Below are 14,813 nucleotides of genomic sequence, written 5' to 3' on the forward strand. Positions count from 1 at the left end.
AGGTCAGTTCCCGCTTGAGGATGCCATGCAACCCCTGGCAGCTCCGATCCTTCCCCTGGGCGCTCACCGTCCGGCCCCATCCTGGGTCCGCAGGCGAAGTTCCTTCAGCTTGTTGCCGAGCTCCTTCATGCTGAAGGGCTTCTGGATGCTGGACACGTTCGGGCGGCCCGCGAGGAGCGGGGCGATGTCCTCATCGGTGTACCCGGTGGCCATGAGCACGGGCAATCCCTCCCGGAGGGACAGGATGCGCGGCAGGGCCTCGGCCCCGTTCATCCCGGGCATGTTCATGTCCAGGATCACCAGATCCACAGCCTGGCCGGCGTCGAGGAGGTCGATCGCCGGCTGCCCGCCCGTGGCCGTCACCACGGAATGCCCGAGGATCTCGAGCACCGAGGCCACGGACTCACGGATGAGCTCGTCATCGTCAACCAGCAGGACCCTGAGACCGACCGGGTCCGCAGGCGCGGACGGCGGGGCCGATTCCGTGCTGGCCTCGGGCGGCTCCACCCGGGAGGCGGGGAACCGGAGGATGGCCTCGGTTCCCTTCCCAGGCTCGCTGTGCAGCTCGAAACGACCGTCGTGGGCCTTGATGGTCCCGTAGACCATGGGCAACCCCAGTCCAGTGCCCTTGCCCTGGGGTTTCGTGGTGAAGAAGGGTTCCATGGCCCGTTCGAGCACCTCCAGCGTCATCCCCTGCCCCGTGTCCGACACCCGGACGACGAGCCCGCCGTCCGGCCCGGGCTCGGTCTGGATGCGGAGGATCCCGCTTCCGGGCATGGCGTCGAGGGCGTTCACGCACAGGTTCATGAGGGCATGGCTGAGGGCCCCCGCGTCGCCACGGAGGCGCCCCAGGGGTTCCCGGAGCTCCATCTCCAGCCGGATCCGCTTCAGGGTCGTGTAGCTCAGGAGCTGGGCCATCTCCTTCACGAGGGCATTGAGGTCGATGCAGGCCTCCTCCTGGAGGTCCTTGCGGGCGAAATAGAGAAGGCTCTTCACCACGCCTCGGCCTCGCAGGCAGGCGGTCTGGATGGTCTCCAGGGAGCGGAAGGCCGGGCTCTGGGGATCGGCCTTCTCCCGCAGGGTGGAGGCCAGGCTCAGGATGGCCCCAAGCACGTTGTTCATGTCGTGGGCCACCCCCCCGGCCAGGCTGCCCAGGCTCTCCAGCTTCTGGGACTGGTGCAGCTGGGCTTCCAGGATCCGGCGTTCCGCCTCGGCCTGTTTCTGGACGGTGATGTCCTCCTTGAGGGCCACGTAGTGGGTCACGGTCCCGGCCGGATCCTTCACCGGGGCGATGGTGGCCCGCTCGTGGAAGGGCTCGCCATTCTTCCTGCGGTTCTCGAACTCCCCCACCCACACCTCGCCCCGGCCCAGGATCTCCCACATCTGCCGGTGGACCTCGGGCGGGGTGGCGGGCGACTTCAGGATCCGGGGATTCTGCCCGAGCGCCTCCTCGAGGCTGTACCCCGTCACCTGGGAGAACCGGGGGTTCACGTACTCGATGGTCCCACCTGGGTCAGTGATGACGACACACAGCGGGCTCTGCTCCACGGCCACGGAGACCTTGCGGAGGGTGCTCTCGGCCTGGATGCGCCGGCCCTCTCCAGCCAGGTGATCCAGGGCGAAGGAGACATCCCCCGCGGCCTCCTCCAGCAGGGCCACCTCATGGTCACCGAAGAAATCGCGCTCGGCCGCATAGACCATCAGGGCCCCGCAGACCTGCCCCTCCAGCCGGATGGGGAAGGCGGCGGAGGCGGCGAAGCCCGCCCGCCTCGCGCCCTCATGCCAGGGCTCGGCCTGGCTGGTGGCGAGGAAGTCGTTCACCACGCACGGCCGCGCCTCCCGGATGGCGATGCCCGTGGGCCCCCGGCCCATGAGCGAGTCGTCGCTGCGCACCCTGAGGCCATCCAGGTAGCCCAGCGCGTCCCCGTATCTGGCGGCCACCCGGACCTCGTGGGTGACGGGGTCGTTCCAGCCGATCCAGGCCATGCTGAACCTGCCGAACTCGACCATCACCTCGCAGATCTTGGCCAACAGGGTTTCCCGGTCGGGCGACCAGACAATGGCCTGGTTCACCTGGCTCAGGGCCGCGTACATCCGGGTCAGCCGTTCCAGCTGGCGGGCCTGGGCGCGAAGTTCCGTGATGTCCCGGGTGATGGAGAGCACACAGGGTTCTCCATCGATCTCGATGACACTGGCGGACATCAGCCCCGTGAGCACCGTCCCGTCCTTCCGCCGGAAGGAGGCCTCCAGGCCCTCCACCCGACCCTCGCGCCGCAGGCCCGCCTGCAGGCGGTCCCGGTCCTCTGCCCGCACCCACAGCCCCAGGTCGCCCGGGAGGGAGGAGCGCCCGAGGACGTCCGATTCGGAATAGCCCGTGATCCGCGTGAACCCCTCGTTCACGGCGACATAGACCCCATCGGACAGGCGATTGAGGTTCACGCTGTCAGGACTGGCGTGGAAGGTCCTGGAGAACTTCTCCTCGGAGACCCGCAGAGACTCCTCCGCCCGCTTCCGGTCCGTGATGTCCTGGATGACGCCCGTGAGCGCCAGAGGCCGGCCCTGCCCGTCCCACTGGATCTCGCCGCTCCCATGAAGCCAGCGATGGACCCCGTCGGCGACCCGGATGATGGGATAGTCCAGGTCGAACCGATCCCCGCGCGCGATGATGCCGGCGACGTAGGCCCCCATCTGCTGGCGGAAGGCGGGGTCGATGAGGTTGGTCCAGCCTTCCAGGTTGCGGGGATACGTCTCGTCGATGCCGAAGATCCGATCCAGGTAGGGGCTGCTCTTCCACCCGTCCCCCTGGATGTTCCAGGCATAGGTCCCGATGCCCCCCGCCTCCTGGGCAGCCTTCAGGAACCGCTCGCTCTCCTGCAGCGCGGCCTCCGCCCGCCGCCGCTGGTCCTCCCCGGCCAGGTGGTCCAGGGCGAAGGAGATGTCCATGGCGGCCTCCTCGAGGAGTGCCGCTTCATGGGTACCGAAGAAGTCCTGCTCAGAGGCGTAGACCGCCAGGGCGCCCCGGACCTCGCCCGCCTGGCGGATGGGGAAGGCGGCGATGGCGGCGAACCCCGAGGCCGCAAGTTCCTCACGCCAGGGGGTGGATTCCGGCCCGTCCAGGAAATCATTGATCACGCAGGGGCACGCCTCGCGGATGGCCGTGCCCACGGCGCCGTGGCCCTCGGCCGAATTGTCGCTGCGCACCAGGATGCGATCCAGCATGCCCTGCGTGTCACCATGGCGCGCAGCCACACCCACAAGATGGGTGGCGGGATCGTCCCAGCCGATCCAGGCCATGGAGAACTTCCCGAACACCACCATCACTTCGCAGATCTTGTCGAGCAGGGCTTGGCGATCCGGCGACCAGACGATGGCCTGGTTCACCTGACTGAGGGCGGCATAGAGCCGGGTCATGCGCTGCAATTCCAGCTGCTGACTCCGGCGTTCGGTGATGTCACGGATGAAGCTGAGGATGGCCGCCTTGCCACCGACCTGGACCTTCCGGGTGCTCACCTCCACCGGGAAGGTGGCGCCATCGGCCCGCAGGTGCTCGGTCTCGAAGCGAAGGGACGCGCCAGTCATGACCTGGCCGTACGCTTCAGCGATATCCTTCCGCGTCTCCGGGGCCCGGAGGTCCCATACGGTCATCGCCCGTAGTGCCTCATGGGAATAGCCATACTGGGCCACGGCCTGGGCGTTGGCCTCCAGGATCCGTCCCTCCAGGTCGAGCACCAGGATGCTGTCGCTGGCCTGATCCATCAGGTGGGCATAGCGATCGGAAAGGATCCGCTTCTCGCGCTCGAGGCCGAGACGGGCCTGGATCTCGCCGGCATCAAGGTGGCGCACGACCAGCCCCGCGAGGAGGGCCGCAAAGACCAGCAGGCCCAGGAGGACGCCCTCCACGGCCCACATCCTGTGACGGGCCGGCCCGTAGACCTCCGCCTCGTCCACCTTGGCGACCAGGAACCACGGGGTCCCCTCCACCCGGCGGAGGGCCGCCAGCACCGGCATCCCGCGGTAGTCCCGACCCTCGAATGGCCCCTCCTTCCCCTCCACGGCCAGGGCCGCAGGCAGGTCCGGATGCGCATCCAGGGCCGCCTTCAGTTCCAGTGCCGGGTGGTTCTGGTGTCGCAGATCATTCAGGAAGACGACCCCGTCCCCTTCCCGCCTCACCAGGAGCGTTTCGGCGCTGGGACTCGGACCCGGCCAGGCCTGAATCATGGGAAACAGGAAGCGACTCGGGTCCACCATGAGCAGCAACAGACCTTCGGCCGTTCCGCCTTCCGTGGACCGGGGTCCGACCGGCACCCAGAGGCTCATGTGGATGGGCGAGCCCTCGGGATCGCGGTGCAGGTCCTGGACCAGCACGTCTCGAGCCTGGAGGGCCTCCTGGATCCGGGCCGCGTCGAAGCGGCCCGGGCGGAGGTCCACCCGGGACCCGACCGGTGGATCCGGTGGTACGGCCAGACGGGTGCGCCCCTGGGCGTCGAACAGGACGATCCGCTGGTAGCTCCTGCTCCGCAGATTCTCCATCCAGCCCCGGATCTCGGACTCCGGCGGGGCCTGGGGTCCGCCGGCGAGGAACTTCCCCACCTGTGCCTGGATCAATCCGCTGTGGAGGATCTGCGCCCCGTCCGCGCGCCGCTCCTGGTACCAGTCCTCGATCTGCCGGGTCTTCAGATCCGCGATGGCGGCCAGTTCCCGCTGGGCTCCATCCTGCGCCGAACGGATCTGGCCCCGGAGGTAGAGGGAACCGGCCCCAAGGATCCCGATGCCCACCAGCAGGAAGAGCCCCAGAGGGCCGTGGGCGAACCAGCGGGCCTCGACTCGCTCGTCCTCCGGGTGGGTCATCCGGAACAGGGCGAGGGGCCAGGTATCCGCGCCGGCCGTCAGGAGGAGGCCCAGCCCGAGCAGCAGCGAGCCCAGGCCTGCAGGCAGGGACAACGGCATCCGCTGGACCCCGTACAGGAGCGGCATGCCGCTCCAGAAACCCAGAAGGCCGAGAAGGCCCGCGCCCAGGGGTGCGAGCGCCAGCAGGGCCGAGGCCTGCCGGACTTCCCAGGGGGGTGAGGCCCCGTACCATCGGAACAATAAGGACAGGGCGGCCCCCAGGAGGGCCACCGCCGCAGGGACCGAGACCACCTCCGCCAGCCTCCCCAGGACGGAACCGGCACCCGCAGGTCCCGGCGACCCCGCGAGGGCCACCAGCGTGGCCAGGGCCACCAGGGAGGCGAGCCCCCCCAGGAATGCCGCAGCCCACCGGAGGGGGGGCCGTCCATGGCTGGACAGGGCTGTCAGGATTGCGGCACTGAGCAGGAGGATGAGGGCCGCCGAGGGGAGTGAGACCGGCGCCCCTCCCAGGAACGACCGCCCCCCCCGCATCACCGCCGTTAGGGCCATCACCCCCGCCGCCGCGGTCAGCACAAGGGCCGTGCGCCGCATCGGGATCTGCGGTAGGGCCGAGCCAGGGGGCATCCGGATCTCCAGGGGACGGACAGGGGACCACCCCGGGGGGTGAACGGGTCCTGCCTGAGGGTAGATTCGTTACCCTACCCTCGCATCATGAATTTCGGACATGACGTCGACCATGGCGTAATTGCCTTTCATGACAATCGCTTAATGCCTATGACGAAGATCACATGGGGATCATCAATCATTCAGAATGCCGGAGCGACTCCCGATGGGTTTCCGTCACCCCATCGGGGAGGGACCGCCTTTATCCCAGCCCACACGGCGCCATCGCGCCCGAATCCATCATGCCGCCGCCCCACTGCCCCACTGGAGGATGCCATGCTCACGAACCTCAAGATCGGAACCCGGCTCGCCCTGGGCTTCGGGATCATCCTGGCCCTGCTGCTCGCTGTCGCCGGGATCGGCCTGAGCCGGATGGGGGCCATCGAGACCAACACCGAGCGGATCGTCACCCACTACAACACCCAGGCCACGCTGGCCCGGGACATGTCTGACCAGGTCCAGACAGTCTCGCGGATGCTCCGGACGATCCTCCTCCTGGAGAACCAGGCAGAGAAGCGCTCCAATGCCGAAGGGATCACCAAGGCGCGCGAGGCCTACGACGAGGCGTCCAAGAAGCTGGAGGCCACCCTCGCCTCCCAGGATTCGAGGGCCCTCTACGCCGAGATCGAGGCCAACAGACAGAAGGCCCGCGGCGTGAACAACCAGGTGATCGAGCTGGCCCTGGCGGGCAAGAACCAGGAGGCCGTGAAGCTGATGATGGGCGAGGCCCGGGGCGCCGTGCAGGCCTGGCAGGGCGACCTTGCCAAGGCGGTGAAGTATTTCAACCAGCGCACGGCGGAGAAGTACGCCGAGGCCCAGGCAGCCTACCATTCCGCCGTGATGCTCATGGTCACGGGAACCGTCCTGGCCCTGATCCTGGGCGCCTTGATGGCCGTCCTCACCACCCGGAGCATCACCCATCCCCTGGCCGCGGTGGGTGAGGTCATCCAGACCGTGGCCCAGGGGGACCTCACCCAGCGGGTGGAGATCCACTCCAAGGACGAGCTGGGCGAGCTGGGCCGCATCCTCAACGAGACCAACGAGGGGCTGCGGGAGATGGTGCTCCAGATCCAGGAAAGCGCCCAGGCGATCTCCACGGCTTCCGGCGAGATCTCGACCGGCAACCAGGACCTGAGCCGGCGCACGGAGGAGCAGGCCGCCAGCCTGGAGGAGACGGCCAGCAGCATGGAGCAGATCACCTCCAACGTGAACCAGACCGCCGACAATGCGCGGTCGGCCAACCAGGAGGCCGGCAAGGCCCGCAAGGTGGCCCAGGAGGGCGGCGAGGCGGTCACCCAGGTCATCTCCGCCATGGAGGCCATCAACCAGTCCTCGGCGAAGATCAACGAGATCATCGGCGTGGTGGACGAGATCGCCTTCCAGACCAACCTGCTTGCCCTGAACGCCGCGGTGGAGGCTGCCCGGGCGGGCGAGCAGGGGCGGGGCTTCGCCGTGGTGGCCGCCGAGGTGCGCAACCTGGCCAAGCGCAGCGCCGACGCCGCCAAGGAGATCAAGATCCTCATCCGCGAGAGCGTGGGCAAGTCCCAGGACGGCACCAGGGTCGCCGCCCACGCCGGCGAGACCATCCAGGAGGTGGTATCCAACGTGCAGCGGGTGACCAGCCTGGTGGGCGAGATCGCCGGAGCCACCCAGGAGCAGAGCACCGGTCTGAACGAGATCAACAAGGCCGTGGTCCAGATGGACGAGGTCACCCAGCAGAACGCCGCCCTGGTCGAGGAGGCGGCCGCCGCCGCCGAGTCCCTGGATGCGCAGGCCCACGCCCTGACGGAGATCGTGGCCCGCTTCAAGACCGGGGTGGAAGTCCGCCGCACCCAGTCGAGGGCGGCGCGACCCGCGCCCCAGAGCACGGTCCATGCTTCCCCCGCCCCGAGGAAGGCCGCCCACGCCCCGGCCCTGAAGCGCCCCGCCACCCGCCCTGAACTGGCCGCGGCCAAGCAGCCCGTCCCCACCCCGAAGGACGACGACGACGGCCAGTGGGAAGCCTTCTAGATCCCACCCCGAGCCCCGACGATCCCAGGAGGAGGATGAGATGGCCAGTCCCCAAGCCAGCACCCAGAGCATGCATCAGGTCCTCTGTTTCGCCCTCGCAGGCGAGGCCTACGGCATCCCCATCCTGAAGGTGCGGGAGATCCAGGCCGAGGCGGTCATCACCCGCATTCCCAAGGCTCCGCCCTACATGCCCGGGGTCATCAACCTCCGGGGGGCCATCGTGCCGATCCTGGAGCTGCGGCAGCGGTTCTCCCTGGGGTCCGCGCCCGAGGACACCCGGCCGGTCATCGTCATCGTGGAAGTCCAGGGGCGGACCATCGGCATCCGCGTGGACGCCGTCTCCGACGTGCTCGATCTCGACCCGGCGGCCATCAAGCCGCCGCCGGAACTGGGCGCCCAGACCCAGCTGGGCCGGGAGTTCATCGCCGGACTGGCTTCCCAGCCCGGCGCACCCGGAGCCGCGGACCAGGGGGACGGCGCCATGCTGATCCTGCTGGATCTGGACCGGCTCCTGTCGGATGGGGAACTGCTCTCCCTCGACTCGGCCACGGCCTGACCGCCATGGCCAGGAAAACCCACCCATCCCCGGGCACCTTCGCCCTGCAGGGCGACCTGGATGTGTTCAGCATCCAGGCCCAATGGGAGCGCCTCCAGGCCCGCGCCATCCCGCCCGGTGACCCCTTCGTCCTGGACCTCTCCGCGGTGGGCGATCTCGACCTGTCGGGCCTGCAGCTCCTGCTGGTCCTGGATCGCCACCTCGCCGCGCGCGGGATCCCCCTGACCGTGGCCGGGGCGAAACCCGAATGGCAGGATCGCTTCCGGCCCCTCGGCCTGGCCGGGATCCTGGGGGATCGCCCGTGAGCCGCTGGTTCGGGCGGGGCCCCGTCCTCGAATCCGCTCCGCCGGCCCTGGATGCCCTGGAGGCGCTGCGTCCCCTCCTGGCCCGGGCCGCCGCCAGGGAATCCACCATGCTCGATGGCCAGGTGGCCTTCCTGCGCACGGAACTGGTCCAGGTGGACGGGCTGGTCCAAGAGGCCTCGGCCACCCTCCAGCAGGCCCTGAAGACCCTCGACGAACGGGTGAAGGCCCAGCACCGCCTGGCCCTTTCCGTCCAGCAGGCCATGCAGATCACCGGCCTGGGCATCGACTCCACAGAGGCGACCGCGACCCTCTCCGCCACCATCGTGGGCACCCTCGACGTGTTCGTGAACAACATGCTGGAGATCTCGAAGTCCTCCATGAAGCTCGTGGAGGAGGTCGAGGACATCCGGATCCGATCCGACCGCATGGAATCCATGCTGGGGGAGCTGGGCGAGATTGCCGGCCAGACCCACCTGCTGGCCCTCAACGCCAGCATCGAGGCGGCCCACGCCCGGAAGTTCGGGGCGGGCTTCGCGATCGTAGCCGCGGAGGTCTCGAAACTCGCGGACCGGAGCACGGCCTTGAGCACCAACATCCAGCAGCAGATCGAGGGGACCCGGCAGGCCCTCCTCCGCACGGATACTCAGGTCCAAGCCATCGCCAGCAAGGACCTCAACCTCGCGATCCAGTCCCGGGGCGAATCCGAATCCCTGATCGGCGCGCTGGACGAGAGCACTCGCAAGGTGAAGGAGCTCGTCGCCGAGATGGAGGCCAACGCCCGGCTGATCAGCGAACAGGTCGGGCACGTGGTCCGCAGCCTCCAGTTCGAGGATCTGGTCCACCAGACCCTGCAGGCCTGCATGCAGGAACTGGACAACCTCCAGGAGCAGGCAGGCGTCTGGCGCGCCCTGCGGGCCGGCCTGGAAGGCGGGGGGGAGGCCACGCAGCTCCTCCGGGAGCTCTGCGGGGCCCTCGACGGGGTGGCGTCCGCCCAGGTCCAGTTCAAGGCCGTCAAGCGCGAATCCCTGACTGCCGGGGATGTGGAACTCTTCTAGCTGGAGCAGCTCATGGGCAATTGCATCCTCACCGTCGACGACTCCAGCACCATGCGGCAGATGATCGCCTTCACGCTGAAGGAGGCCGGCTTCGAGATCCTGGAAGCGGGCGACGGGGCGGAGGCCCTCGACCGGGCCAAGGGGCGGAAGCTGTCCCTCGTCATCACCGACGTGAACATGCCCCGCATGGACGGGATCACCCTCGTCAAGGAGCTGCGGGCCCTCCCGGAGTTCCGGTTCACGCCCATCCTCGTGCTCACGACCGAATCCGGCCTGGACATGAAGCAGAAGGGCAAGGAGGCCGGCGCCACCGGCTGGATCGTCAAGCCCTTCAGTCCGGAGAAGCTCCTGGAAGTCGTGAACAAGGTCCTCTGAGGTCGCCGCCATGTCCGATCCCATGGAGCAGTTCCGCAACGCCTTCTTCGAGGAAGCCACCGAGCTGGCCGATGGCATGGAAGCCACCCTGCTCGCCCTGGACATCGGGGCCGTGGAGACCGAGGACCTGCACACCATCTTCCGGGCGGCCCATTCCATCAAGGGCAATGCGGGCACCTTCGGCTTCCCCGCCATCGCCGCGTTCACCCACCAGCTGGAGAGCGTGATGGACCCCGTCCGCCAGGGGATCCGGCCCATGACCTCCGAGCTTCGGGAGCAGCTGCTCCAGGGGGTGGACCTGATCCGGAGCCATCTCCACCACGCCCGCCAGGGCGAGCCCCTCCCGTCCAGGGACCAGCAGGCCCAGGACCTGCTGGTGGAACGGATCCGGGGGCAGGAGACCGCACCGGCGCTCCCGCCACCCGCGGCCCCCCTGCCGCCCGCCCCGTCCCCTTCCGCGGCCACCGGGTTCACGGTGCGCTTCGAGGCCCCGCGCGAAGCCTTCCGCAGGGGCGTGAACCTGGAGCGCATCTTCCGCGACCTCGGCCGGCTGGGGACCCTCCAGGCCTGGCCGGACGCCTCCCGCCTGCCGGGCCTGGACGGCCTGGATCCCGAGGACTGCCATCTGGCCTGGGACCTCCGCCTCGAGACGAGCGCCTCCAGGGCCGAGGTCGAGGAGGTGTTCGAATTCGTGGCCGAGGGTGACAACCTCCAGATCACGCCCCTCACGCCGGCCGGACAGGTGCCGCCGCTCGGCGAGATCCTGGAGGCCGAGGCGGGGGTCAGCCCGGCCGACGTCCGGGAGGCCCTGGCCCGGCAGAAGCCCCTGGGCGAGCTGCTGGTGGAGGCCGGGAAGGTCAAGCCCGAGGCGGTCAGCCGGGCGCTGGACCAGCAGCAGAAGAAGCGCTCCCAGACGGACGCCGCCACCCTCCGTGTCTCCACCGAGAAGATCGACCGGCTCGTGAACCTGGTCGGCGAGCTCGTCATCACCCAGGCCATGCTCGCCCAGGCGGCCCAGCAGGCCGTCCACAGCACCGGCGAGGAACGGATGGCCAGTGCCCTGCTGCAGCTCGACCGGCAGACGCGGGAGCTCCAGGAGCGGGTGATGGGCATCCGGATGGTGCCCGTGGAGATGGTCTTCTCGCGCTTCCCGCGCATGGTCCATGAACTCGGCAAGCAGCTGGGGAAGGATCTCGACCTCACTCTGGAAGGACAGGCCACGGAGCTCGACAAGACGTTCATCGAGATGCTGGTGGACCCCATGACCCACCTCGTCCGGAACGCGGTGGACCACGGCATCGAGACCCGGGAGGAGCGCGCCCGGACCGGGAAGCCCGCCACCGGGACCATTGCGCTTCGCGCCTACAGCCGGGGGGGGCACATCCACATCGAGGTGAAGGACGACGGGCGGGGCCTCGATCCGGAACGGATCCTCCGGAAGGCCGTCGAGCGGGGCCTGCTTCCCGCCGGCGCCCGACCCGGTGACGAGGAGCTCTACCTCCTCATCTTCGAGCCGGGCTTCTCCACGGCCGAGCAGGTCTCGGACGTCTCCGGCCGGGGCGTGGGCATGGACGTGGTCCGCCAGAACATCCGGGCCCTCGGGGGGCGCATCGAGGTGGACAGCCGCCCGGGCCAGGGATCCACGTTCCGCCTGGTCCTGCCGCTCACCTTGGCCATCCTCGACGGCCTCACCGTGCGGGTGGCGGAGGAGACCTTCGTCTTCCCCCTTGCCTCGGTCCTCGAGAGCTTCCAATGCCGCCCCGAGGACATCCGGACCGTGAAGGGCGACCGGGAGGTGATCAACCTCAGGGGCGAGTTCATCCCGGTCATCCGCCTGCAGAGGCTCCTGGACCTGCATGCCGGCCCGGACCAGGAATCCGGCGGACGCCCCCTCCTGGTGCTGGTGGAGGCGGAGGGCCGCCGGGCCGCCATGTCCGTGGACGAGCTGCTCGGCCAGCAGCAGGTGGTCATCAAGAGCCTGGAGACCCACTACCGCCGCGTGGAGGGGATCTCCGGCGCGACCATCCTGGGGGATGGCCGCGTGGCGCTGATCCTCGATGTCCCGGGAATCCTGCGCCTCGAGGCCGGGGCCGCCCTGGCCCAGGCATGAAGGGACCGCCCCGGAACCCGGGCCTCAGGGCCGATCTGCTCCTGGACCGGGAGCCCCTCACCCCTGCCACGTTCCAGGCGCTCCGTTCGCTCCTCCACGCGCACTCGGGCATCGCGCTCTCCGCCCACAAGCTCGCGATGGTCCAGTCCCGCCTCGCCAAGCGGCTCCGCGCCCTCGGCCTGGAGACGTACGAGGCCTACCTGGAGGTGCTCCAGGACCCCGCCTCCGACGAGTGGGTGCACTTCATCAACGCCCTCACCACCAACCTCACCAGTTTCTTCCGGGAATCGCACCACTTCTCGCGCCTGGTGGACCTGCTGGGCGCGGAGGGCCCCCCGCCCCGCCCCCTCCGCCTGTGGAGCGCCGGCTGCTCCACCGGCGAGGAACCGTACACCCTGGCCATGGCCCTGCTCCGGGCCTTCGGCCCTTCCCATCCGCTGGAGATCCTGGCCACTGACCTTGACACCTCCGTGCTGGAGACAGCCGCCCGGGGGGTCTACCCCATGGCCCGGATCGAGGGGTTGGACGAAGCCTGGCGGCGGTTCGCCTTCCTTCGCGGGACCGGGGCCCACGAGGGGCTGGTCCGCCTGCGCCCGGAGATCCGCCGTCCCATCCGCTTCGCCCGGCTCAACCTGCTGGACCAGGCCTGGCCGCTGGAGGGCGCGCCCTTCCACGCCATCTTCTGCCGCAACGTGATGATCTACTTCGACAAGCCCACCCAGCGCCAGCTGCTGCTGCGGTTCCAGCAGGCCATGGTCCCCCGCGGCCTGCTCTTCGTGGGCCACTCGGAATCCCTCCTGGATTCCAGCCTGGGCTTCGAGTCCCTGGGCCAGACCATCTACCGCAAGCGGGAGGCCCGGTCATGACCCCGACCCGGGGCCCCCGCGCCGACCCAGGCCAGGAGCGATGGTCTCCGGCCCTGGCCAAGGGGAAGGCCTCCCGGTACTTCGACCGGCACTTCCAGCGCCAGGCCATGAAGATCCTCCCCGGCGAGTTCTACGCCACGGCCAAGGACGAGGTCATCGTCACCGTGCTGGGCAGCTGCGTGTCCGCCTGCATCCTGGATCCCGTGGCCATGGTGGGGGGCATGAACCACTTCATGCTGCCCCTCAGCCGCATGGACCGGGGCCAGGATGTCTTCTTCGCGGCCCGCTACGGGGCGGCGGCCATGGAATACCTCATCAACGACCTGCTGCACCTTGGCGCCGACCGGGAACGGCTGGTGGCCAAGGTCTTCGGCGGCGGCAAGGTGATGGAGGGCCTCACGGACGTGGGCAGCCAGAACATCCACTTCGTCCGCACCTTCCTGCAGCAGGAGGGCCTTCCGGTCTGGAGCGAGGACCTGGGCGGCAGCTGCGCCCGGAAAGTCTACTTCTTCCCCCATACGGGTCAAGTTCTCGTGAAGCGCCTGACCCGGATCCACAACAGCACGGTGCTCGAGCGCGAATCCGCCTACCTGCAGGAGGTCGCGCAGGGACGACCCGGCGGTGACGTGGAGCTGTTCACATGACCCCGGCCGACCGGAAACGCGTCCTCGTGGTGGACGACAGCGCCCTCATCCGGCGGGTGCTGACCCTCATCCTGGCCCGCCACCCGGGCCTCGAGGTGGTGGGCACGGCCACGGATCCCTACGATGCCCGGGAGAAGATCAAGGCCCTGGCCCCCGACGTCCTCACCCTGGATGTGGAGATGCCCCGCATGGACGGCCTCACCTTTCTCGGCAAGCTGAGGAAGGCCCATCCGATGCCCGTGGTGATGGTCTCCAGCCTGACGGCCAGGGGCACGGCCACCGCCATGGAGGCCCTCGCCATGGGCGCGGTGGATGTCATCGGGAAGCCGGAGCTGGATCCGGTCCAGGGCCTGGAGGCCATGGGGGCGGAGATTGCGGAGACCGTCTACGCCGCGGCCCTGGCCCAGATCGGGGCTCCCGCCGATGCCCCGGCCCCGTCCGGATCCGCCCCGGTGCCGCCGGCACCCCGGGCCGCGCCGGGCCGCCAGCTCGTGGCCATCGGGTCGAGCACCGGCGGCACGGAAGCCCTCCGGGAGATCTTCCAGGCCCTGCCCCCGGGCCTGCCCCCCATCACCGTGGTCCAGCACATGCTTCCCGGGTTCACGGAGGCCTTCGCCGCCCGGCTGGACCGCATCTGCCAGCCCACCGTGAAGGTGGTGGACCAGGGCGAGCCCCTCGCACGCGGGACCATCTACCTCGCCCCCAGCAACCGCCATCTCCAGGTGGAACGCCGCGCCACCGGCCTCGTGGCCCGCCTCCAGGACAGTGAACCCGTGTCCAGGCACCGCCCCTCCGCCACGGTGCTCTTCGATTCCGTGGCCACCGCCTGCGGCACGAAGGCCCTCGGCATCATCCTCACCGGCATGGGGGACGATGGGGCCGAGGGCCTCCTCCACCTGCGCCGGACTGGAGCCCGCACGCTCGGCCAGGACGAGGCCACCTCCGTGGTCTACGGCATGCCGAGGGTGGCATGGAGCCTGGGCGCGGTGGCCCGCCAGTCTCCGCTGGGGGCCCTGCCCCGCCACATCCTCGACTGGTGCTCAGAAACCTGATCCCGGGAGCCACCGTGACCTTCGCCATCCGCAACGACACCCAGCCCGGTCACCTCCATCTGGAGGGGACCTTCAACTTCGACGGCCATGCGGCCTTCCGGGAGGCCACCACGACCCTGCTCGAAACCCGGGGCCTCCCCGCCATCGTCCTGGACCTTTCCGGCGTGGTCTACATGGATTCCGCAGCCCTCGGCATGCTGCTGCTGCTCCGGGAGCGGGCGGAGGCGAAGGGCCTGAAGGTGGTGCTGAGCCGGCCCTCGCCCATGGTCTCGGGCATCCTTCAGATTGTGCAGTTCGGCAAGCTGTTCGACATCCGGGAAACCTGATCC

11 protein-coding genes are annotated in these 14,813 nt (G+C 69.3%); 10 read left to right on the forward strand and 1 reads right to left on the reverse strand.

Annotation, left to right across the window (positions count from 1 at the left end; all coding sequences use genetic code 11):
- Positions 1-63: 63 nt before the first annotated feature.
- Positions 64-5,220 (reverse strand): PAS domain S-box protein, encoded by a 5,157-nt coding sequence (locus QSJ33_RS03390; RefSeq protein WP_285722931.1) that lies wholly within the window; start codon positions 5,218-5,220, stop codon positions 64-66.
- 567 nt (positions 5,221-5,787) lie between these two features.
- Between QSJ33_RS03390 and QSJ33_RS03395 the strand changes: the two genes are divergently transcribed.
- Genes QSJ33_RS03395 through QSJ33_RS03440 form a run of 10 tightly spaced genes read left to right on the forward strand, consistent with a single transcriptional unit; the run spans position 5,788 to position 14,810 of the window.
- Positions 5,788-7,521: a methyl-accepting chemotaxis protein gene (locus QSJ33_RS03395; protein WP_285722933.1), complete on the forward strand. Its 1,734-nt coding sequence runs from the start codon at positions 5,788-5,790 to the stop codon at positions 7,519-7,521.
- Positions 7,522-7,561: 40 nt separating this feature from the next.
- Positions 7,562-8,077: a chemotaxis protein CheW gene (locus tag QSJ33_RS03400; RefSeq protein ID WP_285722935.1), complete on the forward strand. Its 516-nt coding sequence runs from the start codon at positions 7,562-7,564 to the stop codon at positions 8,075-8,077.
- A gap of 5 nt (positions 8,078-8,082) precedes the next feature.
- Positions 8,083-8,382, forward strand: coding sequence for an STAS domain-containing protein (locus QSJ33_RS03405; RefSeq protein ID WP_285722937.1), 300 nt, complete (start codon positions 8,083-8,085; stop codon positions 8,380-8,382).
- Positions 8,379-9,437, forward strand: coding sequence for a methyl-accepting chemotaxis protein (locus QSJ33_RS03410; RefSeq protein ID WP_285722938.1), 1,059 nt, complete (start codon positions 8,379-8,381; stop codon positions 9,435-9,437). The genes QSJ33_RS03405 and QSJ33_RS03410 overlap by 4 nt, the downstream gene beginning before the upstream one ends.
- Before the next feature lie 12 nt (positions 9,438-9,449).
- Positions 9,450-9,812 carry a response regulator gene (locus QSJ33_RS03415; RefSeq protein WP_285722940.1) on the forward strand — a complete coding sequence of 121 codons (363 nt, stop codon included), beginning with the start codon at positions 9,450-9,452 and terminating at the stop codon, positions 9,810-9,812.
- Positions 9,813-9,822: 10 nt separating this feature from the next.
- Complete coding sequence (locus tag QSJ33_RS03420; RefSeq protein ID WP_285722941.1) at positions 9,823-11,922, forward strand: chemotaxis protein CheA; 2,100 nt, start codon at positions 9,823-9,825, stop codon at positions 11,920-11,922.
- Positions 11,919-12,788, forward strand: coding sequence for a CheR family methyltransferase (locus QSJ33_RS03425; RefSeq protein ID WP_285722943.1), 870 nt, complete (start codon positions 11,919-11,921; stop codon positions 12,786-12,788). The genes QSJ33_RS03420 and QSJ33_RS03425 overlap by 4 nt, the downstream gene beginning before the upstream one ends.
- Positions 12,785-13,432: a chemoreceptor glutamine deamidase CheD gene (gene cheD / locus QSJ33_RS03430; RefSeq protein ID WP_285722944.1), complete on the forward strand. Its 648-nt coding sequence runs from the start codon at positions 12,785-12,787 to the stop codon at positions 13,430-13,432. The genes QSJ33_RS03425 and cheD overlap by 4 nt, the downstream gene beginning before the upstream one ends.
- Complete coding sequence (locus QSJ33_RS03435) at positions 13,429-14,484, forward strand: protein-glutamate methylesterase/protein-glutamine glutaminase (RefSeq protein ID WP_285722946.1); 1,056 nt, start codon at positions 13,429-13,431, stop codon at positions 14,482-14,484. Before cheD ends, QSJ33_RS03435 begins: the two co-directional genes overlap by 4 nt.
- 14 nt (positions 14,485-14,498) lie before the next feature.
- Positions 14,499-14,810, forward strand: a complete 312-nt coding sequence (locus QSJ33_RS03440) for an STAS domain-containing protein (protein WP_285722948.1) — start codon at positions 14,499-14,501, stop codon at positions 14,808-14,810.
- The last annotated feature ends 3 nt before the right edge of the window (positions 14,811-14,813 follow it).

The sequence above is a fragment of the Geothrix rubra genome, from assembly GCF_030268065.1.
GTDB classification, from domain to species: Bacteria; Acidobacteriota; Holophagae; order Holophagales; family Holophagaceae; genus Geothrix; species Geothrix rubra.

What these genes read in the sequence shown, in the direction of transcription:
- QSJ33_RS03395 (WP_285722933.1), top strand. Translation starts at nt 5,788, where the DNA reads ATGCTCACGAACCTCAAGATCGGAACCCGGCTCGCCCTGGGCTTCGGG.
- QSJ33_RS03400 (WP_285722935.1), top strand. Translation starts at nt 7,562, where the DNA reads ATGGCCAGTCCCCAAGCCAGCACCCAGAGCATGCATCAGGTCCTCTGT.
- QSJ33_RS03405 (WP_285722937.1), top strand. Translation starts at nt 8,083, where the DNA reads ATGGCCAGGAAAACCCACCCATCCCCGGGCACCTTCGCCCTGCAGGGC.
- QSJ33_RS03415 (WP_285722940.1), top strand. Translation starts at nt 9,450, where the DNA reads ATGGGCAATTGCATCCTCACCGTCGACGACTCCAGCACCATGCGGCAG.
- QSJ33_RS03420 (WP_285722941.1), top strand. Translation starts at nt 9,823, where the DNA reads ATGTCCGATCCCATGGAGCAGTTCCGCAACGCCTTCTTCGAGGAAGCC.
- QSJ33_RS03425 (WP_285722943.1), top strand. Translation starts at nt 11,919, where the DNA reads ATGAAGGGACCGCCCCGGAACCCGGGCCTCAGGGCCGATCTGCTCCTG.
- cheD (WP_285722944.1), top strand. Translation starts at nt 12,785, where the DNA reads ATGACCCCGACCCGGGGCCCCCGCGCCGACCCAGGCCAGGAGCGATGG.
- QSJ33_RS03435 (WP_285722946.1), top strand. Translation starts at nt 13,429, where the DNA reads ATGACCCCGGCCGACCGGAAACGCGTCCTCGTGGTGGACGACAGCGCC.